Origin of the sequence: Flavobacterium sp. RHBU_24 (genome assembly GCF_046613695.1) — a bacterium.
Lineage (GTDB): Bacteria > Bacteroidota > Bacteroidia > Flavobacteriales > Flavobacteriaceae > Flavobacterium.
Genome location: NZ_JBKJHD010000001.1, coordinates 140886 through 163439, shown reverse-complemented (window position 1 = coordinate 163439; position 22554 = coordinate 140886). Strand labels below are relative to the sequence as shown.

At 40.4% G+C, this 22554-nt stretch carries 20 protein-coding genes; 3 read left to right on the top strand and 17 right to left on the bottom strand.

Going from position 1 to position 22554, the window contains the following annotated elements; translation table 11 throughout:
- Positions 1-13: 13 nt before the first annotated feature.
- Genes ACLI09_RS00780 through ACLI09_RS00765 form a run of 4 tightly spaced genes read right to left on the bottom strand, consistent with a single transcriptional unit; the run spans position 14 to position 4723 of the window.
- Positions 14-1381, bottom strand: a complete 1368-nt coding sequence (locus ACLI09_RS00780; RefSeq protein ID WP_411417670.1) for an undecaprenyl-phosphate glucose phosphotransferase — start codon at positions 1379-1381, stop codon at positions 14-16.
- Between the two features lies 1 nt (position 1382).
- Positions 1383-2366, bottom strand: coding sequence for a UDP-glucuronic acid decarboxylase family protein (locus ACLI09_RS00775; protein WP_411417669.1), 984 nt, complete (start codon positions 2364-2366; stop codon positions 1383-1385).
- Complete coding sequence (locus tag ACLI09_RS00770; protein ID WP_411417668.1) at positions 2311-3675, bottom strand: O-antigen ligase family protein; 1365 nt, start codon at positions 3673-3675, stop codon at positions 2311-2313. Before ACLI09_RS00770 ends, ACLI09_RS00775 begins: the two co-directional genes overlap by 56 nt.
- A complete protein-coding gene (locus ACLI09_RS00765; protein ID WP_411417667.1) occupies positions 3611-4723 on the bottom strand; it encodes a DUF1972 domain-containing protein in 1113 nt (370 codons plus the stop codon). Before ACLI09_RS00765 ends, ACLI09_RS00770 begins: the two co-directional genes overlap by 65 nt.
- 146 nt (positions 4724-4869) lie before the next feature.
- On the opposite strand from ACLI09_RS00765, the gene ACLI09_RS00760 reads away from it, so the two are divergent.
- The gene (locus ACLI09_RS00760) at positions 4870-5646 is read left to right on the top strand and encodes a 2OG-Fe(II) oxygenase (protein ID WP_411417666.1); all 777 of its coding nucleotides are present in this window, start codon (positions 4870-4872) and stop codon (positions 5644-5646) included.
- A 7-nt stretch (positions 5647-5653) separates the two neighbouring features.
- Here the strand turns inward: ACLI09_RS00760 and ACLI09_RS00755 are convergent, their stop codons facing one another.
- The 8 genes from ACLI09_RS00755 to ACLI09_RS00720 form a co-directional block, all read right to left on the bottom strand.
- Positions 5654-6769 carry a glycosyltransferase family 4 protein gene (locus ACLI09_RS00755; RefSeq protein WP_411417665.1) on the bottom strand — a complete coding sequence of 372 codons (1116 nt, stop codon included), beginning with the start codon at positions 6767-6769 and terminating at the stop codon, positions 5654-5656.
- On the bottom strand, positions 6756-8018 hold the full coding sequence (locus ACLI09_RS00750) for an O-antigen ligase family protein (RefSeq protein WP_411417664.1): 1263 nt from the start codon (positions 8016-8018) through the stop codon (positions 6756-6758). The genes ACLI09_RS00755 and ACLI09_RS00750 overlap by 14 nt, the downstream gene beginning before the upstream one ends.
- Positions 8015-8827 (bottom strand): glycosyltransferase family 2 protein, encoded by an 813-nt coding sequence (locus ACLI09_RS00745; protein WP_411417663.1) that lies wholly within the window; start codon positions 8825-8827, stop codon positions 8015-8017. Before ACLI09_RS00745 ends, ACLI09_RS00750 begins: the two co-directional genes overlap by 4 nt.
- A complete protein-coding gene (locus ACLI09_RS00740; protein WP_411417662.1) occupies positions 8827-9570 on the bottom strand; it encodes an FkbM family methyltransferase in 744 nt (247 codons plus the stop codon). The genes ACLI09_RS00745 and ACLI09_RS00740 overlap by 1 nt, the downstream gene beginning before the upstream one ends.
- Before the next feature lie 73 nt (positions 9571-9643).
- Positions 9644-10186 carry a lipopolysaccharide biosynthesis protein gene (locus ACLI09_RS00735; protein ID WP_411417661.1) on the bottom strand — a complete coding sequence of 181 codons (543 nt, stop codon included), beginning with the start codon at positions 10184-10186 and terminating at the stop codon, positions 9644-9646.
- Positions 10187-10211: 25 nt separating this feature from the next.
- The gene (locus ACLI09_RS00730; protein WP_411417660.1) at positions 10212-11495 is read right to left on the bottom strand and encodes a polysaccharide biosynthesis C-terminal domain-containing protein; all 1284 of its coding nucleotides are present in this window, start codon (positions 11493-11495) and stop codon (positions 10212-10214) included.
- Positions 11495-12331 carry a hypothetical protein gene (locus ACLI09_RS00725; RefSeq protein WP_411417659.1) on the bottom strand — a complete coding sequence of 279 codons (837 nt, stop codon included), beginning with the start codon at positions 12329-12331 and terminating at the stop codon, positions 11495-11497. The genes ACLI09_RS00730 and ACLI09_RS00725 overlap by 1 nt, the downstream gene beginning before the upstream one ends.
- Positions 12332-12498: 167 nt before the next feature.
- A complete protein-coding gene (locus ACLI09_RS00720; RefSeq protein ID WP_411417658.1) occupies positions 12499-13059 on the bottom strand; it encodes a hypothetical protein in 561 nt (186 codons plus the stop codon).
- A gap of 626 nt (positions 13060-13685) precedes the next feature.
- Here ACLI09_RS00720 and ACLI09_RS00715 point away from each other — a divergent pair.
- The gene (locus tag ACLI09_RS00715) at positions 13686-15176 is read left to right on the top strand and encodes a glucosyltransferase domain-containing protein (protein WP_411417657.1); all 1491 of its coding nucleotides are present in this window, start codon (positions 13686-13688) and stop codon (positions 15174-15176) included.
- Positions 15177-15200: 24 nt separating this feature from the next.
- Positions 15201-16151: a glycosyltransferase family 2 protein gene (locus ACLI09_RS00710; RefSeq protein ID WP_411417656.1), complete on the top strand. Its 951-nt coding sequence runs from the start codon at positions 15201-15203 to the stop codon at positions 16149-16151.
- Between the two features lie 90 nt (positions 16152-16241).
- Here ACLI09_RS00710 and rfbD read toward each other — a convergent pair whose 3' ends face one another.
- The 5 genes from rfbD to ACLI09_RS00685 all read right to left on the bottom strand — a co-directional run bounded on the left by rfbD (position 16242) and on the right by ACLI09_RS00685 (position 22553).
- A complete protein-coding gene (gene rfbD, locus ACLI09_RS00705; RefSeq protein WP_411417655.1) occupies positions 16242-17087 on the bottom strand; it encodes a dTDP-4-dehydrorhamnose reductase in 846 nt (281 codons plus the stop codon).
- 11 nt (positions 17088-17098) lie between these two features.
- Positions 17099-18082, bottom strand: a complete 984-nt coding sequence (locus ACLI09_RS00700) for a hypothetical protein (RefSeq protein WP_411417654.1) — start codon at positions 18080-18082, stop codon at positions 17099-17101.
- 4 nt (positions 18083-18086) lie between these two features.
- Positions 18087-19775, bottom strand: coding sequence for a DUF6909 family protein (locus ACLI09_RS00695; protein ID WP_411417653.1), 1689 nt, complete (start codon positions 19773-19775; stop codon positions 18087-18089).
- 190 nt (positions 19776-19965) lie between these two features.
- Complete coding sequence (locus ACLI09_RS00690) at positions 19966-21060, bottom strand: Fic family protein (RefSeq protein WP_411417652.1); 1095 nt, start codon at positions 21058-21060, stop codon at positions 19966-19968.
- Between the two features lie 8 nt (positions 21061-21068).
- Positions 21069-22553 (bottom strand): GH3 auxin-responsive promoter family protein, encoded by a 1485-nt coding sequence (locus tag ACLI09_RS00685; RefSeq protein WP_411417651.1) that lies wholly within the window; start codon positions 22551-22553, stop codon positions 21069-21071.
- Between the last annotated feature and the right edge of the window lies 1 nt (position 22554).

Sequence of the window (22554 nt, the reverse complement as noted above, 5' to 3'; positions counted from 1 at the left end):
CAAAGGTAACATTTTAATAGGCTTTATCCTCACCCATAAAAATGTTTACCACCGTTTGTACTATAATTTTAAGGTCGAGCAGCATCGACCAGTTTTGTATATAAAACACATCATATTTTATACGGTTTATCATATCCTCGTCGGTAGCTATTTCACCGCGGTATCCCCTTACCTGAGCCAGGCCGGTAATGCCGGGCTTTACATAGAGGCGCACCATATACTTTTTAATTGTAGCCCCATAAAGATTGTTTTGGCTCCAGAGGTGGGGGCGTGGGCCTACAATACTCATTTCGCCCTTAAGCACATTAAGAAACTGGGGGAGCTCGTCTATACTCGTTTTACGGATAAACTTGCCTATACGGGTTACACGCGGGTCATTTCGCGTTACCGATTGTTCGGTAGTTTCATTTATTTGCATCGAACGGAATTTATAGCAAAAGAACTCCTTTTCATCAATGCCGGGGCGGCTTTGCTTAAAAAAAACAGGCCCTTTAGACTCCAGTTTTATAAGCATTGAGAGTAGCGGTGTGAGCCACGACAACACTAACACGATAACCACAAGCGAAAAAGCAATATCAAAAACACGCTTTACCAACTGTGCTACAGGTTCGTCCAGCGCGGTTTTGCGCAGTGACAGTACCGGAAACATTTCGTAATAATCTATACGTAGGTTTTTTGAAAAAATATCTTTCGTATCCGGTATAAATTTTATGGTTTTATTTTTACTTTCGGCAAAATCTACAAGGTCTTTAAGCTCCGGGCCGGAGAGTTCATTAAGAGAACAGTAAATTTCGTCGATATTATTTTGTTCAGCATAATGCTTTACTTCCGGTATGGCGCCTTTTACATCAGCATGGTTGTTATTGTTAGAGAAAAAGCCCTGAAAGCGGTACCCATAGGCAGGGTTTCCCTCAAAAAACTCCTTTAGCCTAACCGATGCCTCTGTATGGCCTATTATGATGGCTTTACGGTAATTACTGCCCGTGCTAAGGCGATAGCTTTTAAGGTAGTAAAACTTTGCTATCTTAAATAGGGCTACAACGCTTACTACAATGGCAATATAGGTAAGTACAGCATCTCTGTCAAAGACAGTATGCTTAGAAAACGGGAAAAAGGCTATGGTGACTAATGCAAACAGCAGCCCCTGCTTTATGATTTTTGACAACACCTGGACTATGGGGGTATAGCGGTATACCTCATAAAATCCTGAAAAATAAGCTATAGCACCCCAGCACACGTTTATGTATAGTGCAAAGTGCAGGGTGTTTACATTAAGCCCGGAAAAAAGAGGGGGAAAAACAAGGTTGAGTATCAACAGGTCAAAAACAATATTGATAAGCCTTAAGTATTTTGAATATCCCTGCCCGGTCGTTTCAGCCATATTATCTAATGTATCCTGAAAAATCTTTATGTTCTTCCTTAAGAAGTTCTTCGCTGGAAAGCGACTTAAAATACTCGTAAGTAATTTTCATCCCTTCTTCCCTGCCTACCTTAGCTTCCCATCCCAGCAGTTTTTTAGCAAGGGTAGTATCCGGCTGGCGTTGCAGCGGGTCGTTTACGGGTAGCGGCTTGTAAATAACTTTTTGGGTGGTACCGGTTAGCTTTATGATTTCTTCGGCAAAATCACGGATTGTAATTTCATCGGGGTTGCCAATGTTTACCGGGTAAATATAATCTGAGTGCAGCAGGCGGAAAATGCCTTCAACCTGGTCTGTTACAAAGCAAAAAGAACGCGTTTGGCTTCCGTCGCCAAAAACGGTAAGGTCTTCGCCACGAAGTGCCTGGCCGATGAATGCAGGTATTACACGGCCGTCGTTTAGCCTCATGCGCGGGCCGTATGTATTAAATATGCGTACAATGCGGGTATCTACGCCGTGAAATGTATGATACGCCATAGTGATGGACTCCTGGAAGCGCTTTGCCTCATCATATACGCCGCGCGGGCCTATGGTGTTTACATTGCCGTAGTAATCTTCGGTTTGCGGGTGCACCAGCGGGTCGCCATACACCTCAGAGGTGCTGGCTATAAGTATACGCGCTTTTTTGGCACGTGCCAGTCCGAGCAGGTTGTGCGTGCCCAGCGAGCCTACCTTAAGGGTTTGTATGGGTATCTTTAAATAATCTATAGGGCTTGCGGGCGATGCAAAGTGCAGTATATAGTCAAGGTTGCCCGGTATACTTACATATTTTGTAACATCGTGGTGGTAAAACTCAAAATTTTCAAGTTTAAACAGATGCTGTATGTTTTTAAGGTCGCCGGTTATAAGATTGTCCATCCCTATAACATAATAGCCTTCTTTTATAAACCTGTCACAAAGATGTGAGCCCAGAAATCCTGCCGCTCCCGTTATAAGTATCGTTTTCATTTGGTTTTCGTTTTGCCACAAACGGCAGCATATCATTAAAAAGGCAATAAAAAATGCTAAACAGCACTACGCCTCTCTGCCTCCATAAGAAGGACTCCGTCAAAAATACACTTATCATAAGAATTGCGAAAGCAATGTGTATAAAATATTTGTTTTGTAAGCCTTTTTTTAAATTTATTGCAAGCATTATAACAACTATAAGAAACCCGAAAATGCCCAGATCTGCAAAAACCTGCACATACTGGTTGTGAAAATTAAGCTTATTGTAAGCCATCTCATCATCGTTTTTATGGTATATATTATGCTCCAGCCCTTTTTGCTCTACTTTAACAGCACTTGCGTTAAGCCCGTAGCCGGTAAAGAATATAGGGTCTTCCTGGAGCATTTCGGTAAAAATACGGGCCTGGTACGTGCGAAAGGCGGTACCGTTAAAGTAGCAGTTTTCATTAAACTGCTTGCGGGTGGCAGCTTCGCTTATCGTTACATAATGTATGCCGTCTGCCTGTTCATCATGGCTTGCGGCCTGGGTTTCATGCAGGATACGCTCATATATGCGGCCGGAATAGCCCATAACCAACACTAAGGCAGTAAAGGCAAGCAGTACCCCTACCCTGGCCTTTTTAGGCAGCTGTGAATAAAAAATATAATATAGCAACACAAGCGCTATATCTATAATAATAAGGTTTTTAGACGACAGCAAAAAGATAAGCAACAGCAAAAAGCCCATAGCCGCGTAGCCCCAGAGCGTTTTACCTTTCTTTGCAAGAAACACTACAAACGCCATAGACATTACTACAGAGAGGTATACCGCATTTACCTGTATTGTGGCAAGCTCATGGTAAAAAAACACATCAACATTGCCCGATGCTATATAACGCACCACCGCCCTTATCAGAAAATAAGCGCCAATAATGCACATGCCCAGGCTAAAGTTTTTGAGTATATCGTTAACCCCTCGGCTATTTAGCCGCCGGTTAAGCATAAAAGCTATGGGTATAAAAAACAGCCCGGCTTCTTTACCAAGTGCCTTTAGCGATTCGTGAGGGGTTAAAGACCATAGTACCGATACCAGCATAAGCACAAAAAGGGCAGCAGGAAGTACAAGATGCAACTTTAGCGAAAAATCCTGCCTGCGGGCGGAGAGTATTGAACATGCAACAAAAAATATTACAGCAACACTGTTATACACATAGCCCAGGGGTATGGTAAGCGCAACAAGCGAAATAAGGAATACGAGCAGTTTTTTACCCGGCGTGAGCCCTATTCTTTTTAGCAAAGCATTCCTCGAAAAATTGTAGATATTGGCCATTAACTTTATCCCAGTTAAAATCGTGCACTATTGCATTATAATTGTTTTCTACCTTTTGCAGGTTATCTTCTTTCTTTAGTTGTTTTACCAGTGCTGCCACCTCGGCCGGGTTTGAAAAATAATAAGCATTATCTTTTAATATCGCCTTATTAAAATCGTTGTTGTGCGCCAGTATAAACGCGCGGCTGGCCATAGCCTCAAGTAATGATGGGTTTGTACCCCCCACCGAATGCCCGTGAAAATACAGCCCCGAATAATAACGCAGGTTATTTAAAAAACTTATATTAAAAATACCGCCTGTAAAACGGATGTTGGCTTGCGCCTTATATTTATCTTTAAGATATTCGCCATATTTTGTTTTATGGTTGCCCACTACAAGTATGGTGGTAGTATTTCCGGCATCTACTATACCCTGCAACACCATGTCTATATTGTTTTCGGGCTCAAAGCGGGCAATAATCATGTTATACATTCCTTTCTCTACGCCATATTCTTTTAGTATGGCATCATCCGGCGTGCTAAACGGATGCGCGCCATACGGTATGTAAGCGCTGTCTTTATTGTACTTTCTCTTCAGGAACGACTGTATGCCCAGCGAGTCGGCCACCAGGTAGTCGCTGCTCATGGCGGCCAGCCTTTCGGCAAACTTAAGGAACTGCTGTACCGGCTTAGAGTACTTGCTGCGCTTCCACTCGAGCCCGTCCATATTGGTTATGGTTACGGCTTTTTTCGGCAGCATAAAAAACCATACCGAGTTGCTGGTATAGCCCAGCTGCAGCACTACATCAAAATTATGCTTACGCGAGTCTTTTATACAATTATAGTCGTATATAAACTGCCCAAAGGTTCCGTATTTATATTCCGGGTCGTGCTTGTGTATAAGGTTTACCCCCTTAAAGGTTTTTTCCTGGTACTGGTGGTTGTGCGAGTTGTATACATATACATCATGCCCCTTTTCTGCCAGGTATACTGAGAAATATTCAGCAAACTGCTCAAAACCACTATAATGATTGGGTATGCCCCGGGTACCTACTATAGCTATTTTCATTTAAAAAATCCATAGGTTATCGGGCAAAAGTACACAATTATTTAAAAAAAATAAGCAATACTTTTCTGTTGCCGTTTTAACGATTCTAAATAAGCTTTAAAACCTTTTTTTGGTTATTTTTGTTGACGCATAAATTTTGAGGAACCATGATCAACTTTGAAAACTTAGAGAACAATTTAGAAGAGCTTCGGATTAAATATCTTACCGCACAGCCTTTTCCGCACCTTATACTGGATAATTTTTGCGATGAGGAAAAGCTGAATAAAGCCTATGAAAGCGTTCCTGAGCTGGCTAATAAAAGCCGTGATTATGCTTTTGCCAACAATAAGTTTGAAAAATCGAATTACAAAGAAATTTGCCCTGAGTTTGCCGAGTTTTATAATGATCTTGCTTCTGACCGTTTTAATAAGATACTGGCCTTTATTACCGCAAAAAAAACATTTGTAGACCCAAAAAACTTTGGCGGGGGACTGCACCAGGGCAAAAAGAACAGTTTTTTAGACATGCACCTTGATTTTAATTACCATCCTATAAACAAAAACTGGTACCGCGAGCTAAACCTGCTGCTTTATCTTAACAAAGGCTGGAAACCCGAATATGGCGGGGAACTTAAAATAAAAGATTTAAGGACCAATGAAGAAGCTGCGCTTGCTGTGCCATTTAACAGGATGATTATTCAGCAGTGCGCCCCTTATACACTACATGGCTACGACATGACAAATTTTCCTGAGGGCAATTACCGCACCAGCATTGCCACCTATGCCTACCAGGTACACGAGCGCCTTATTGAGCAGCCGCGTACTACAGACTGGTTCCCGAAAGAAGATGCCTCTGCGCTTAAAAAACTGTTTGCAAAAAACTATAACTTTATGGTACTTACCAAAAACAAATTTTTTGGCAGCGCAACAGCAAAAAACCAGTAAGTCTATACTATACGGTATTTAAATACCCGCTTATAACGCGGGCGGCTATATTCCAGCTGTACCGGGTTTTTATTTCGTTTTTTATGCCGGAAATATCCATTTGCTCCGGATTGTTAAGTGCTTTAAGTAATACATCTTTAAATTCAGTATAATTTTGCGGGTCAAATTGCCATTGCCCCATAAAATGTATATAATCTTCCATTGCCGTGGCATTAGATGATATTGTAGGTACACCGGCGGCAAGGGCCTCAAGTGGCGGTATGCCAAACCCCTCGGCAATAGATGGATATACAAAAAGGCGGGCGCCACGCAGTACCATAAGCATATCTGCAAAATTTATCCTGCCCAGCCTTACCACCTTTTGTTTTACCGTATGGGGAAGGGCGGCGTAATATGCATCGTATTCAGGGTTTTTAAACGTGGTTTCTCCGGCAAACACCAGGTTATAGCTTTCATATAATTTAAGCTCGTTAAACGCCTTTAAAATCATGTGCTGGTTTTTTCGGGGTTCCCAGCGGCTTATATAAAGCAGATAATTGTTTATCTTAAACTTTTCGGCCGCAAGCTGCACCATCACTACTTTATCATACTTTTCAAAAAAAATAGTATCAATACCGTTTGGGGTAACCCGTGCCTCTTTTATACCCAGGTGCTGCACTATTGCTTTGCGAGAATAGGGAGATACTGTAAAGACCACATCTGCCAGCTTCGCGCTGATTTTATAGGTGTAATAGCTTACTTTGCGGCCTATTTTTGGAAAATACTCCGGAAAATCTTCAAAAAGCACATCGTGCGTGGTAACCATGTATTTACAAAATTTTAATGGCGGCACCCGGTACTGAAAATGCGCCACATCAATACCATGCTTTACAATAAGCCAGGGCAAATAACCCAACAGCCTGAATATTTTATTATGTATACGGTACTTAATATACACAACATTGCTGTGTTGGCCAAATATGGAGGCAAGGTTATCTATATTGCCGGCGGCAAGGTAAAACTGCCTCGTGGTGTCTTTTATCAGTTCTTTATAAACTCCTTCGATATAGGTCCTGGTTCCCTGAAAGCCTTCATCAAACACATGGCAGTCTACAAATACTTTTAACTTTTTATCTCTCTTCATGCGCTGTCAAAAATTTATTTAGCCGGCGTTGCCGCTCGCTGTAATAAAGCATTCCGCCAAGTAAAAATATTATTATGTCGCGGCTATTATATATACCTGTTATCATTAAAGATGTAATAATATATATAATCCCTATTGATGATACTATTATATTAGCAAAACTAAAACCACGGCTGATGTACCAATATAATCTGGCAAGCATAATAACATATATAATAATTCCTATAAGGCCTGTTTTATATAAAATATTTATGTACCCGTTGTGTAAGTCTGAAATGTAGCGTATGCCTTTTTTATCGCCGGTAAGCGGGGCGAAAAATTTAAGGTTTACTAACGATCCGTACCCTGTACCGTATATATAGCTTTCCGGCTCAGAATTCATGAGTGCTACAGCCCTTTTTGCTTCATAGGCCCTCCAGTGGTCCCACAGGGCGGCATGGTTTTCACGGTCTACCTTTGTTTCAAAAATTTCGGCCGGGGCGTTTTTAATTTTATATAAAAAAATTTCTAAACCTTTTCCGTCCCTTTTTATGTTGGCCGTATTAAGATATATAAACAAGCCTGTAATGCAAAACAGCATGATCACCAATACTTTTACGGTTGCGGCCCTTATTTTTGTATAGCCGTGTGCTGCCATAACTATTATAAAGGCGAGCACAAACATAGTGCGTGAAAAATAGAGAAGACACGAAAAAGTTAATAAAACAATAAAAACACGCTTATACCATATGTTACGCACCAGCTCCCGGCCTTCGAACTTTTTAAAATATATGATAAAAAACAAGCCAAACATTTCGAGAAAGTTGTCTTTAGTAAACTGCCTGATATCCTCTATACGGGTAAAATCGCGAACGAGGAATATTATAATAAGAAAATGTATAATTGCCGAGATTACTGACGCTGCTACTATACCTTTTATAAAAAAACCTACATTGTTTAACTTTCTGGCTATAATATAACCTATAAGCAGCCCTAATACAGGTTTTACGAAGTGAAATACATCTTTAATAATGTTATATAGGGCGTAGCGGTGGAACATTGTACCTATAAAACCTATAAATAACAATATTATTAGCGGTAGCAATTGTTTTAAAAACTGCACAGAAAACCGCACATTATCTATAAACAATAAAACGCCAAGGGCGGCAACCTGTAAAAAAACATTTGCCTTAAATGAGGGTAAATAGATTTGCAACAGCAGCAGTGTAACAAACAGGGGCAAGTAAATTTTTTGCGCTGCTATTTTCATACTTGCTTTTTTTTCTTTATTTTTTTAACAATCTTATTAATCCTTAACGCACAATGCATAAAAAAATGATCTATGCCTTTAGCATGTTTATCTATATAGGTTTCAAGGCCCTTAATTATAAGGAAGTCTTTTGCGGCATTGTAGCCCACAAAATGTGTATAACTAAGGCCCGGCATAAAAACCCTGCGATAGCCCGCTAAGGCTGTTTTTTTGCATAAGTCTACATCTTCAACATACATAAAGTAGTCTTCATCAAAACCGCCTACCTGCTCATATACTCTTTTTGGCATCAGCAAAAAAGATCCGGTAAGCCAATCTATGTCATACAGGTTTTTTGAGAATACGCCTGTGCTAAATTCCGGCCCCAGCCAGGTTATATTTTTGAGGCGAATTAAATTTAATACGGACGGGAACCTGCCGCCTGCCTTAAGATACTCCCCTTTTGCGTTAAACATGTTTATGCCCAGTGCCCCTATATTGCTATTGGCTTTAAGTACATGCAAAGCGGGAGATAAATGGCTTTGCAATATGGTATCATTATTAAGTAGTAATATATACTCCCCTGATGCTTTTTGCACAGCTGTATTATTTCCTTTGCCAAAGCCGAGGTTTTCGGAAGAAGGTATTAAGATAACATCAGGAAAATGCTGTATAATATAGTCGCAGCTACCATCGGCAGAGTTATTATCTGTAACAATTATTTCATGGGATATGCCATCAAGCTGTTTTGCAATCGAATCAAAACAATCTTTTAAAAACGGCAGCCCGTTATAGTTTACAATTATTACTGATAATGTTATTTCTTTCATTATACCCAAAAATGAATTAGCACCGGCTTAGGATTTTTTTCGTAAATACCTTTTACATAATGATTGTATTCAGGAACATAACTTTTTATAAGCGCTATTATCTCGCCTGGGTTGTTTTGGTCGTGGTAAGTGGTTATTGCAATTTTAGGCTTGTTAGTCCTTATAGTATTTGCTGCCCCTTTTAGCATTTCGAGCTCAAAGCCCTCTATATCGGCCTTAAGGTAGGTAATCCTGTTGGTGCCAATAAGGGTATCTATTTTATTAATGTTTATTTTCTGTGCGGTATCTGATACTCCATCGGCAACCTTGCCTTCCAGAGAATCGTCGCTAAAATAAATTTCGCCGTCCTGGTCACCCACTGCAGAATTTAATATTGTTACCTTATCTGCATAAGGAGCCATAGTTTTTTGTAGCGCTTTATTAAAGGTTGTTCCCGGCTCTACAAGATACATATGTGCGCAGGTATCGGCTACGGTAAGCGCAAAAAGCCCTTCTGAAGCGCCTATATCTAATAAAATTTCGCCAGGCTGTATTTCAGTATGTAATTTTTGGTAATAATGCCAGTCATTAACATCAAACGTTTCTGATATAACCTGGTTAAAGCGGTAAAGCGAAAAGTTTTTAGGCCAGTACAGCGGATGTGCCAGCCCCTTAAAGGTAGCCTTATAATCATTTGCCTCTTCCTTAAGCGACGTTAGGTACTTTTTTGCCGTTACGGTAATGGTAGGCTTTATTAAAAACATAATCAGCTCTTTAAAAGCGACATTGTTTTTTGCTGCAAAAAGCCAGAAAATTAAAATTTTTAAACGTCTCATTTTATATAAAGGTATAAAAACCAAGCTTCTTTTTAATGTAAAAGATGCAGGCCGCGTTAAACAACACGTTAGTTAAAAGGCTGGCTGTTGCTGCCGCGTTTATGCCATAACGGGGTATAAGCACAAGGTTTAGCAACACATTAAGCGCAAAGCCGGCCATAGTAATATTTTGCAGTATTTTCTGGTTTCCCGTCATGTTAAGTATCTGGTCTACATTTCCGGTAATTGCATTGAGCAAAAATCCAATACTTATTATTATAAGCGCCTGCCTGCCGCCTGTAAAGCCATGCCCAAATAATGCCAGGAGGTAATTAGAAAGTAATATTATGAGCATTATCAACGGTATGGTAAGGCCAATTATTATATGGGTAATTTTGCGCAGGGTTTTATGCAGCTCTCCCATTTTTCCACGGTTGTGTAATGCAGCCACACGGGGCGCCAGCACTACGTTCATAGATATTATAAAAAGCATGCAAAGCGATGCCAGCTTATAGGCCATCCCGTTGTAGTTAACTATAATAACCGATACTGCTAACGTTTCCATTTTTATATTAGTGTGTCAAAAGCTTTTAAATAAAAGTCCAGAAGCCTAATTTCTTTTTTATTACGATTACAAAAACCGTATTTACAAAAATATTAGACAACAGGCTGGCCCACGCGGCACCGTTAATGCCATATTGTGGCACCAGATACAAATTAAGCAATACATTCAGAAAAAAACCAGCAAAAAGTATTTTACTAACCATAGTTTGGTTATCAGTCATATTTAATATCTGGTCTACATTTCCGGTCATTGCATTATACAGCCCTCCTAACGTTATAAGTGTAAGCGCTGTGCTGCCCGTGTTAAAGTCTTTTCCTAAAAAACTTAGTATGTAAGAACTAAAAAAAATTATTGCTGCAGCAAGAGGTATTGTGGCAAGACCCACCATTTGGGTAAAGCTGTTTACGGCTTTTTTCATGCCTGCAAAATCTTTTTGATAGTATAATTCAGAAATTTTGGGCAGTATAATTACGTTCATTGTAGATACAAAAAACAGCACCAGGTACCCTATTCTGAAAGCGGCATTATATATTCCTATGTTTGCCTCGGTTTCGTACCGGCCCAGTATTAAAATATCCGTCCAGTTAAGCAGCATTAAAAAAACGCCGCCCATCATCATGGGCAGTGCCTTGCGGAGTAAGTGGCGGGTTGTAATAGCGGGATAGGCAACTGCACCTACCTTATAAAAAGCGGCTGTAAAACCTATAGTTATATTTATAACATAAGCGGCCACATAAGACCCAAATATAATGTATGGCGAAGCTGCGCTGTAATATGCCATTAGCAGGAATGCAGCAAAAAGTACATTTGGTATTATAAATATAAATAACCCGTAAAGGGTAAAGCGTTTTACCGATATGAAATAAAAACACAGCAGCTCGTGCAGTATAAGCACGGGCGTGCCAAGGCCTGCTACAACCAAAAAGGGCCAAAGGTTTGGTTTATTAAATATGTATTCTGAAATAAAGCCTGAACTCAGTGTAAGCACCAGCAATGGTAAGGCAGCAGCAACCAGTACCGTCTTAACAGCTTTAAGCAGAAAACCGACATGCTCATGCGTGCCGCTAAAACCACCCGTAAAGCTTATAAAAGCATTAGGTACGCCCATGGCAAACACCAGTACGGCAAACTGCAATATGGTTAACCCCAAAGAATACAGCCCGAAAACGCTGTCGCCAAAGTAGTTAGTAATAAACCACATTATACCAAAACTAAATAGCATGGCAACAATCCTGAAAAAAAATGTTATGCCGCCCTTTGCCAGTATTTTACCCGGGCTGCCGCGTTGTGCCCACAGTTTTTTTATCATTAGGCTACTTTATTTTTTAATGCCATGGCAAGCGCTTCCCAGTGTACAAGCGGAGACATAGTATGGGTGTGCATATGCGTGGATAATGAGGGCAGGGGCGACACACACAGCATTTTAGTAAAAAAGAATGACCTGCTTAGCAGCTTTTCACTCAAATAACGGTCATTAGCGCCCCGGGCAGCCTTTATTAGTGTGTTTTTATGCTTACGGGCAGACGACACCTTCATTAAAAAGGTAAAGGTAATGTCTGTCACCTGGCGCCAGTGGCTATCTGATGTGTGAAAAATAAACCGGGGCCTGTTGTGAACGATATTATACCTGTCAGGGTAATCTGCCGGGAAAATTGTTATTTCGGGTTCGCTCATAAACCGCGGTACCGAGAGCAGGGTGAGTTCCTTTTTCCTAAGCCTTTTTTTAATAGTTATGCTTGGGGGTATTACGGTATGTTTTTCTTTTATAAGGGTGCATATTTTATGAATGGCATCGGGGGTATGCAAATAGTCGTCTTCGCAAAAATATACCCACTCGTCGTCATTAAATTCCTGTGCTATTTTTACGGTTTCGCGGATAGAATTATCATTACCAAAAATGCCTTCGCGCAGCTCTGTATTATAACTCAGGAAAAACTGCTTCATTTCATCAGAAAGGTTGTCGCCCAGTACTATAATGCGGCAGTTGTAGGCTTGTATGGCATTGTGCAGGCTTTTAAAACAAATCTTTATAAGTGTTTTTTTGTCCAGGTTAAAGGGCCTTGGTGCGTGATGTACCGCGGTTACGGAATCGCACGAGCGAAAAATTATGTTTATCCTTGGATAATTGTCAGTAGCGTTTTCCATTTAAAAATCAGGTGGTATATACAGCAATTACAAAGGTAGTAATTTTATTTGGCAGCGGAGGATATTGGCTAACCCTACATGTAATAAGTACTTTTAGTTTGTAAACAACAAACCCCACGGCCGCCTGTATCGGCCCGTAGGGTTTGTTTATATAACGGTTTACTATATTACTTTACAAGTATGCCATGAAGAGCGTTTAAAAGGTCTCCGCTGGGGTAAAACATAGGGTCGTAACCGCCATCGGATATTTGCTTGGGCACAAAGGTTATAGAGGTAGCATCTGAAGCGACTTTTTCAAGGTTACCCGGTTGCAGGTATTTAAGAAACTCTTCTCCACCCTTTACTACAAATGATTTATCGTAATACTTAATGGTAACGCTATTAAAGGTAAGCTTGCCCTGGGTTTTGCTATCTCCCGGGTCTATCCTTACTGTAGCAGGCAGGGCATCATCGGGCAGGTTAAAGGTAATGTCCTGGGCTTCGGGCTTTCCGGTTACAGGAACAACCATATTTTGGTCAAAATCAAGCGAAGCAGTTTCGCCATAAAACAGCTGAAAATTGTCGTTAGCAGGTACAATAGCATTAATTACTACAGTAACTTCGCCTGTACTTTGCGGCTCTACCGGCTGTGCCGTGGGCTGTTGTACGTTGTTTTCTTTATTGTCAATTTTACACGCCATCAGCATGCTAAGGGAAAAAATTCCTACGAGTATAGTTTTTGCTTTCATTGTATGGTTAATTTTTTGGGCAAATATAATTGTTTTTGTTTCTATTTTCTTTTTAGATTTATAAATAATTCAAGTTGCTATTTTAGTGCTTTGCTTAATTGCAATCCAAAAACAAATAGTGTTAGCTTTATTAGGAATCCCTCCAATGTTACGGCATGTATTGTTCTTGGAAATAGTTTCTTAATATCGCTGATAGTTGTTTCTACTCTTTTTCTCATTTTTAATTTTTCAAGTTTTTGTTCCAGTGTATCTATTCTTTTAGAGTTTGACTTCCTTTGGATTTTCAACAAAATCGCTTTTCTTTCCAAAGCTTCATAAACTCAATAGCAGAGGAATGGTTTCCATAAAAACTCGTGGAGGAAACAATAGCGGTTAGTATAATTTCGCTGTCACTTACTTGCCGCCTTATATCTTTGGTGTCCAATTCCTTTCAAAATATCATCAATTAAACAAAAAAATAGAAATAATTTTGTCTCTTGTAAGCATCATACCGGTGAGTGTTTAGTTGTGGTAAACCAAATTTCTCACTTTTGGTGCTTACTTTTTTGTTTTCTAACTAGCAACTTGAATTAAATAAACATATTTTAAAATCTTTACATTTACAGTCAAATCAAAAAAACCGCATAATGCCTGATCAAATTTCCCGAAAACAAATTAATCTCTTGTTTTTTAGTGTTGCTGTAAGCCTTATTTCTTATGGTTATTATCTTACTAACTTTACTATAACTATAGATAGCGAAGTGCCCTTTGACAAATCCATGTCGTTAGATTTGGGCCGTTGGGGTACAAACCTGATAACCTATCAGGTTTTTCATGGCATTACTCCATATTTTACGCTTTTACTCTCTCTCATATTACTTAGTGCAAGCAGTGTAATTTTGGCGCGCATGTTTCGTTTTAAGAGCTATACGGCATATGCTTTTTGTGCTCTTTTTATAACATTTCCACAAATGGCTTATCAACTGTATTTTAGTATGCAGTCTGTAGCCGTAACATTGAGTTTTGTGCTATCGGCTTGTGCAGTAATGCTTTTTAATAACGCTATAAAGCGTGGATTAAGTAAAATTTCTGCTGCAATTTTTATTGCTTCCGCATTACTTATAATGTGTGTTATAGCAATATACCAGGCACTGGTATTTATACCCGTAGTTATTTACCTTGTGATGTTGTTTCAAAATACTTATCGCGATGATTTTTCTTTTAAGTACCAGTTAAGGGTTACATTATTATTTGGCCTGCTTATGGTTACAGGCCTCGGGTTTTATCTGTTATCGCTTCCTGTGCTTTGCCCAAATTTGGGCAAGGGAGGCTATCTGGCTTCATACGCTTCCGGTAATACAGACAGCCGTTTTGTAGATTTTTATAATATAGTGGTGGACAATATTCGGGGCGATTACTTTTATGGTGATAAGGCTTTTATATTTGCTTCTGTACTTTGCATTGCCACGTTAGTTTTTTCGTTTATTAAAGACCGTAAAACCTTTTGGCCGCGTGCGCTTGTAATGCTTTTTCTACTGGTAGTACCTTTTTTAATTTCATTGTTTATAACGGGTTTGGGTTACTATCATCCCCCGCGCATTTATGTAACTTCGGGTATTGTGTTCGCTTTTTTTATAGCGCACTTCCTGTCGCAAATTAAATTCTATCAGGTTTATTACACCGGGGTATTTGTCGTGGTCATGCTAAATATATACTTTATTACGCGGCTATACGTGTCACACCAGCAAATTTATAACAGTGACTATACCACGGTTTATAAAATTGACGATAGAATAAGGGCGCTCTACCCTGATTTTGATCCGGGACGTGACTATGTTTACTTTTACGGAAAAGTTTCAGACAATAACTTCAAAAAATTCCGCCTTGAAAATTCTGAAATTTTTTCGGGTTCTATACTCCAGTGGGATGGTGGAAATAATTACCGTATAAACGGCTTTATAAACTATACCGGAGTAGCTAATTATAAGATTATAGACAACAAAGAGTCTTACCTCTATGTTAAAGATTCTATAGCGGAAATGGCTGTTTGGCCAAAACCAAATTCTGTAAAACGAATGGGTAATGTAGTAGTAGTAAAACTTGGTAATCAGAAAGGGTCTGCCCTTTGGGTAGAATAACTATCATTGCCTTATTTTTAGTATATGGATAAATTACCGATAATAGGAATTGTTTTACCCTGCTATAACGAAGCCCAAATGCTACCTGAAACTACAGTAAGCATAAACAGGCTTATTGATGGGCTTGTGGCACGGGGCGTTATTTCCTCAAAAAGTTTTGCTGTGTTTGTAGATGACGGAAGTACAGATGCCACATGGCAGCTTATAGCACTTAAGGCAGCTGAGTACAGCTATGTAAAAGGGCTGAAACTTTCGGGCAACGTGGGGCATCAAAAGGCATTGTTGGCGGGGCTTCTCTGTTTTACGCAGGAGGCCGACGCCTTAATATCTATTGATGCTGACCTGCAGGATGATATAACTGTAGTAGAAGACATGGTGCAACTGTTTAAAAACGGTACCGATGTGGTGTATGGCGTAAGGCGTGAGCGCACTACCGATACCTTTTTTAAGCGAAATACTGCGTTGATATTTTATAACATAATGAAAAAAATGCGTATAAATATAGTATATAACCATGCCGATTACAGGCTATGCAGCAGGAGGGTACTAGCCGCTCTTAGCGAATTTGGCGAGGTAAACCTTTTTTTAAGGGGAATTATACCTACTATCGGATTTAGTAGCGGTAGGGTGTATTATGACCGCCTGGAACGCAAGGCCGGCGAATCTAAATACCCATTCCATAAAATGGCCTCTTTTGCATGGAACGGTATTACTTCATTTAGTAACTATCCGCTTAAACTGGTTACAATTACAGGCTTTATTATTTTTTTCTTATGCCTTTTAATGAGCGGCTACGCAGTGGGTTCTTATTTATTTGGCAAGATAGTGCCCGGGTGGGTATCTACTGTATTACCCATGTATTTTTTAGGCGGAGTACAGCTTTTTTGCTTTGGTATTATTGGCGAGTATGTAGGCAAAATATATCTTGAAGTAAAAAAACGGCCAAATTACTTTATTGAAAAACGTATTGATTAAAGTTTTTAAAGATCCCGAAACTGAAATGGCAGGTTTCCAGATGTTTCGATGGCACAATATCATTCAAAATATCAGTTGCTGATTTTTTCTTTAGACTGTAACCTGTTTAAGGCTCTCCCCCCATTTGGGTATCATGATGCCAAAGGTTTGTTTGATCTTAGATTTATCAAGCACACTATAGGCGGGCCTTTTAGCCGGTGTGGGGTATGCCGTAGTGGGTATAGGTTGTAAATGGATAGAAACATTGTTTACCTCAAATATTTTACGTGCAAAATCGTACCATGTGGTTTCGCCTTCGTTACTATAATTATAAATGCCATACGCCTGCTTGTTACTTTGTATAATAGTAATAAGTACCTCAGCCAGGTCATTAGCATTAGTGGGTGTGCCGTGCTGGTCGCTTACTACGTTAAGGCTATCCCGTTCGGCGGCAAGGCGCAGCATGGTTTTCATAAAGTTATTGCTAAACTCGCTGTATACCCAGGAGGTCCTTATAATATAATAGGCATCAAGGTTTTTAATAACCTCATTTTCGCCGTCAAGCTTGGTTTTGCCATATACACCCAGTGGAGCGGTGACATCCTGCTCTGTATAGGGGCTGTTTTTACTGCCATCAAAAACAAAATCGGTTGAAATGTGCAACAGCACTGTGCCGTGCTTTTTACAAGCCTGCGCCAGGTTTTTAGCGCCAAGGGTATTTACCGCATGGGCCTTTTCTGGTTCGCTTTCTGCTTTATCTACAGCTGTGTAAGCCGCAGTGTTAATGCAAAAATGGGGCTGTACTTTATTAAATATAGCGGCAAGGCTCCCGGCAGATGTAATATCTGCATCGGCAGACCCTGCGAAATAAAACTCAAGGCCTGCGTAGTTTACAGCTGCTTTTTTAAGTGCCTGCCCCAGCTGCCCGTTTGCCCCCGTTATAAGTACTTTTTTCAAAACAAAACTGTTTATTTAAGGCTGCGTTTAGCCATTTGAGAACGGTAATAGTCCCTGAATTTTATACCTGCTGTAAACAAAATAAGCAGCAGCAACGGTAATATTATTTTCATTTTTCCAGAGGTAACATTGGTTTCGCGTATATTTAAGACTATCCCCCTGTCTTTAATTATTTTCTGGTAATCAATTTCATTTAACCTGTTTAGCGCCTGGTCTGCTATAAACGAATTTTTAAAATTAAAGATATCGGCTATGTTTGTATTATCAGTGCGTAGCGTTACACCCGATGTGCCTGCCTGTATGTTGCCATAATCTGCAAGTATTTTATCTACCTGCTCCAGCATTACTGTATTTGCCTGCATTTTAACCCTTAGGTTATTAAGTGTTTCTTTTTGCACCTGTAGCCAGTATGGGTTAGAGTTTAGCGCATCAAGAATGGGGGCAACCAGGCTTTTATCGTTAAATTTTTCTTTTGTAGTAATGGTAATAACGTGGTATTTGTAATATCTGCTTATTGTTTTTTCTTCAATAATCTTTTCTACCTCCCCGTTTTCAGAAATAATTTTAAACAGGTCTATCTTGTTATTGTCCTTGCCTGGTACGCGATCGTTAATAAAGTCATAGATATCTACAATAGGCTCTATCTCTATTTTTGCTATTGATTTTACCTTATTTATACCCATTTTTTTTAGGTACAGCGTGTCATGCTCCTTAAGCTTTGCATTCATAAGGCCTACTTCTTCATACAGGTAGTCTACACTTCCAAAATTTGGCGTAACAAAAATTTTCTGCGAATATACCTTAGAACTCATGTCGAGAAATATGCCCAGGCCCACGCCTATTATAAACAATATTATTATGGCTATACTATATCTTTTTATAAACAGTATAATGTCAAAAAAAGAATCGTTTACCTTTGTAAAATAGCTTTTTAATTGTTGTTTTACAGCATTTAAGTCTATATCCTGGTTTTGGCTTGTGTTCTGGTTTTCCATTAGGTTAACGGATATTAAATATTTGTTCGAGTATTTTTATTGTAATTAAATAAGTGGGTTTTACACCGGTGGTGCCCAGGCCGCCGCTGGCAAGTGTGCTGCCTGTTTCGAGCGGATTGTCACTCGCGTAGTAGGCATAGCGCACCTTAACATCGGGGGCAATACTCTTGCGTATCTTGCTGGCGCTTTGTATGGCTTTCTGGTAGTATGCGCCTTCCATCTCCAGGCCTATAACACCCCAGGTACTTTCGTTAAAAAACTTTAGCAGGTCTTTATTTTGCAGCGATGTACCCAGCACACTTACCATAGGGCCGCTGTATACGGGTATGCCCTGCCCGGCAAACATTTCTGCCGTCAGCTCGTTCTCAAACGGGTAATTATCGCCCGTACCCTCATTTATATGCGCCGAAGGTATCATAATGTCGCCCTTGCCACCCTCAAGTATACCTGCCTTTCCCATTATAGAAACCGACTCTACATCCATAAAAGTTTTAACGTCATTCTCCTTATACGGTTTCAGTAACTCATCAATAGTTTCATAAGCCTGCTCGCCAAAAGCGTAGTCCATTACAATAATAACCGGCTTATTTTCACCAAGCACTGCCTTAGGAAACGCTGTTTTACTGAAATCTATTTTATCGGTATCAAAAATTTGTACGTCGATGTTGGTTCCCGATGTATCGGGCATATAAATCATGCCGTTTTTCATGGCAAAATCCTGCACCTTTTCGCGCATGGGGTCATTACCCGATTTGCTCAGTTCTTCGTAGATAAAAAACTCATCTTTATCTTTATACCTTGATTTTAGCAGCACCGGCGCAAACAGCGAATTCATCACGCTGTGCATGTTAGCGCTTATAATATGTATGGGCCTTTGCAAAAGCCCGTTCTGTTTTAGCACCGACTTGATATTATCTGCCCATATCTCGCCATGTATGTGGTGGCCCAGCCTTTCGCGCAGTATGGGTGTAAAGGTTATGGTGCGTTTTTGCCCGCCCATGGCCTCATCAATCGCCACCTTGCCAAGCCAGTAAATAACGCGCAAAAAACGATCAGGGTCAGCCTTGGTTCCAAAGCCGTCGTATATATCGGTAATTTCAGAAAACGTGCGGCCCAGTATGTTGCTCACATGGCTTATGGCCTGCTCACGCCCTTCCAGCGGCAGCTTTTGTTCACTGGCTATTATCTGCTCCAGCTTTATCCAGTCGCGTGCTATTTCGCCGTTGTCGTCTATCAGCACACGGCTTTTTATCTTATCGGCTTCTATGTAAATAAAGGTAAGGTGCGTAAGGATGTCATAGATATCGCTGCGCCCCCGGGTTATCTCCACGTTCATCTGCTCCTCGTCTATACGGTAGCAGTTGCGCTTACGCTTGGGCGGCACTATGGCCTTAAAATGGCTTTTGCCATAGCCTTCATCGCTGGTAAGGTTTATAAAACAGCACTGCTCTATACCCACGGGCAGGCGCTCTATAACATACAGCAGCCCGTTAAGTTCGGCTTTTTCTTCGGCAATAGACCCATATATTTCAGGGCGAAGTGCCAGCAGCGCCTCACGAAGCGATTCGCCACTAATACCCATAGGCTTATAAAAACCGCGGTTAAAAAGGTGGCGCATGGTAATATACAGCCGCTCTATAGCTGCTGACGATTCCTGCGCGCGCGAACGTGTTATGTTTTTAGTTCCCTGCATAGTATACTTTTGGCAAATGTAGGTTTTTTATTTTTAGTTGAATTTATGTTATAGACAGCAATATGTAAACGAAAAGCTGCTTTGGTTAACGTATTTTTAAAACGTGTTAACGAAATGCCACTTTGGTTAACATGTTTTTGAAACGTGTTAACGAAATGCCACTTGGTTAACATGTTTTATTTTGCAGTTTTCATAATTTGTAATCATATTGCGTAAATAGATTCATTAACCCGTCATTAATAAAATAGTTATCTCGACCAATCTTCACTTTAGTTAATAAATTAGCTTCATCTTTTGCTATAGTATCTAGATATTTTGATGCCGTTTGCCTGGTTATATTTAAATCTTCCTGCAAAAAATCGATTTTTGTATACGGATGCTTAAATATATTGTTCAACAAATCCTGTGTATAAATTTTAGGGTATTTGCTTCGTATGGTGTTTTTATATGATTGCATTACAAATTTAATCTCTTTTATAAGTGAGGAACTTTGTTTTGAAACACTAATTACTGCCTCTAATATATATAAAATCCAGCCTTCCCAACTTCCTGTATCCCTTACTTCCTGAAGCAACCTGTAGTACTCCGATTTATTTTGAATGATATATCTACTTAGATAAAGCGTAGGATAATCAAGCAGGCCTTTCGAGATCAAATATAAAATATTAATGATACGCCCTAACCTCCCATTACCATCATAAAAAGGATGTATGCTTTCAAACTGGTGGTGGATAATTGCAAGTTTTATGAGATAATCATAGTCATCTAGAGAGTCATCATTGATATATTCTATAAGCTCAGTCATTGATGACTGTATTTCCATTAACGATTGCGGAGGGGTATAAATTACCTCGCCTGTCTTGTCGTTTTTTAAATCGGTTCCTGGTACTTTTCTATATCCCGCATCATTTTGTTCTAAAACCCGGTGTATGGAAAGTACAATTGAGTTTGTGATTAACCTGTTTTTCTGAACCAATTCAAATCCCTGTCTTAAAGCCATTGAATATCTTTGTACCTCTTTAGCAGAGATATTCTTGACTAAATTTAAGTCCAGTTCTGCTTTAAAAAGTTCATCGTGTGTGGTAATAATATTCTCCACTGCAGAACTATCTTTTGCTTCTTGTAGTGCTAATGTATTTAATAAAATACCAACATTTGGCACTGAAGCATGAATACCTTTTAGTTCTGCCAACGCCGCACGCGCCTCTGTAACTTTTTTTAATACGCCTTTAGTTTCAATATCTTCCGCTAATGGTAACTTTGGTATTTTATAATTCTGCTTCATAATTGTTTTTAATACTTAAAATAATCAGCAATCTTCCTGTCGTTGCTTAGCCGTGGCAGCTTGTTTTGCCCACCAAGCTTGCCTATGCTTTTCATATAGTCCTGAAAGCCGTTCGTAGCCACGTTGGTTATCACCACCGTGCGCAGCACATTGCCCACAATGAGGTCGTCATAATATACATTCTGCTTGCGCATGGCGGCATCTATTTTTAGGGCAAAGGCATCGAGGTCATTTGGCTCGTTGCCAAATTCTATCAGCCATTCGTGGTACGGCAGGCCACTTTCGGGGTTTATCTGCGGGGCAACGGTAAATTCGTTTACGCTCACCTCCGTGCCCTCCATAGCTTCTTTAAGGGCGCTCTCTACCTCCTTGCCTATTACGTGCTCGCCAAACGCCGATATGTAGTGCTTTATCCTGCCGGTAACCACCACCCTGTACGGCGCCAGCGACGTAAACGCCACGGTATCGCCTATATTGTAGGCCCATAGCCCTGCATTAGTTGAAATAATGAGCGCATAGTTTACGCCCAGCTCCACTTCGCCTATGGTGTAGCGGCGCGGATTATTGGTAAAAAACTCGTCGGCTTTTATAAATTCGTAAAAAATGCCGGCGTTGAGCAGCAACAGCATGCCAGGTTCCGTTTGGCTATCCTGGTAGGCAAAAAAACCTTCGCTCGCGGGAAACAATTCTATGCTGTCTACCCTGCGGCCTATCAGGCTTTCGAACCTGGCGCGGTACGGCTCGTAATTAACCCCGCCGTAGATAAACAAGTTAAAATTTTTGAAGATATCGCCCACTGGCCTGCCTCCTTTTTGGCGCAGCTTTTCAAAATACATCTGCACCCAGCTGGGTATGCCTGATATTACAGCCATATCCTCATTAATGGTTTCGGCTACTATGGCATCTACCTTGGTTTCCCAGTCGTCTATAACGTTGGTTTCCCAGCTGGGCATGCGGTTCTTTTGCAGGTAGGCGGGTACAAAGTGCGCCACGATACCGCTGAGGCGGCCAAATTTAATACCGTGCTTTTCGTCCAGCTCCGGGCTGCCCTGCAGGAAAATCATTTTGCCGTCTACAAAACCGGCATTGCCTGTTTCGTGAATGTAGCTCAGTATGGCATTACGAGCGGCGGTAATGTGGTAGGGCATGCTTTCGGCGGTAAGCGGAATATACTTGGCCCCGCTGGTAGTACCCGATGTCTTGGCAAAATACAGCGGCTTGCCCGGCCACAGCACATCTTCCTCTCCATGCACCACGCGGTCTACATAGGTTTTAAGGCCTTCGTAATCGCGCACGGGCACTTTAGCCGCAAAGTCAGCGTAGGTGTTTATTTTATAAAAATCATGCTCCTGCCCAAAGCGGGTTCCTTTGGCCGCAGCCAAAAGTTGGTTGAACACCTTTTGCTGGGTTGCCACAGGGTTCTTCGCCCACTTTTGGGTTTGCAGGTGAATGATTTTCGCGAATATCTTAGCTCCTAATGTTTTTAGTGACATT

Bases quoted from the DNA above. Each gene is read 5' to 3' on its own strand.
- ACLI09_RS00735 (WP_411417661.1), bottom strand. From the start codon at position 10,186: ATGGAAACGTTAGCAGTATCGGTTATTATAGTTAACTACAACGGGATG.
- ACLI09_RS00725 (WP_411417659.1), bottom strand. From the start codon at position 12,331: ATGGAAAACGCTACTGACAATTATCCAAGGATAAACATAATTTTTCGC.
- ACLI09_RS00715 (WP_411417657.1), top strand. From the start codon at position 13,686: ATGCCTGATCAAATTTCCCGAAAACAAATTAATCTCTTGTTTTTTAGT.
- ACLI09_RS00730 (WP_411417660.1), bottom strand. From the start codon at position 11,495: ATGATAAAAAAACTGTGGGCACAACGCGGCAGCCCGGGTAAAATACTG.
- ACLI09_RS00780 (WP_411417670.1), bottom strand. From the start codon at position 1,381: ATGGCTGAAACGACCGGGCAGGGATATTCAAAATACTTAAGGCTTATC.
- ACLI09_RS00720 (WP_411417658.1), bottom strand. From the start codon at position 13,059: ATGAAAGCAAAAACTATACTCGTAGGAATTTTTTCCCTTAGCATGCTG.
- ACLI09_RS00685 (WP_411417651.1), bottom strand. From the start codon at position 22,553: ATGTCACTAAAAACATTAGGAGCTAAGATATTCGCGAAAATCATTCAC.
- ACLI09_RS00690 (WP_411417652.1), bottom strand. From the start codon at position 21,060: ATGAAGCAGAATTATAAAATACCAAAGTTACCATTAGCGGAAGATATT.
- ACLI09_RS00755 (WP_411417665.1), bottom strand. From the start codon at position 6,769: ATGAAGAGAGATAAAAAGTTAAAAGTATTTGTAGACTGCCATGTGTTT.
- ACLI09_RS00740 (WP_411417662.1), bottom strand. From the start codon at position 9,570: ATGTTTTTAATAAAGCCTACCATTACCGTAACGGCAAAAAAGTACCTA.
- ACLI09_RS00695 (WP_411417653.1), bottom strand. From the start codon at position 19,775: ATGCAGGGAACTAAAAACATAACACGTTCGCGCGCGCAGGAATCGTCA.
- ACLI09_RS00750 (WP_411417664.1), bottom strand. From the start codon at position 8,018: ATGAAAATAGCAGCGCAAAAAATTTACTTGCCCCTGTTTGTTACACTG.
- ACLI09_RS00700 (WP_411417654.1), bottom strand. From the start codon at position 18,082: ATGGAAAACCAGAACACAAGCCAAAACCAGGATATAGACTTAAATGCT.
- ACLI09_RS00765 (WP_411417667.1), bottom strand. From the start codon at position 4,723: ATGAAAATAGCTATAGTAGGTACCCGGGGCATACCCAATCATTATAGT.
- ACLI09_RS00710 (WP_411417656.1), top strand. From the start codon at position 15,201: ATGGATAAATTACCGATAATAGGAATTGTTTTACCCTGCTATAACGAA.
- ACLI09_RS00770 (WP_411417668.1), bottom strand. From the start codon at position 3,675: ATGGCCAATATCTACAATTTTTCGAGGAATGCTTTGCTAAAAAGAATA.
- ACLI09_RS00775 (WP_411417669.1), bottom strand. From the start codon at position 2,366: ATGAAAACGATACTTATAACGGGAGCGGCAGGATTTCTGGGCTCACAT.
- ACLI09_RS00760 (WP_411417666.1), top strand. From the start codon at position 4,870: ATGATCAACTTTGAAAACTTAGAGAACAATTTAGAAGAGCTTCGGATT.
- ACLI09_RS00745 (WP_411417663.1), bottom strand. From the start codon at position 8,827: ATGAAAGAAATAACATTATCAGTAATAATTGTAAACTATAACGGGCTG.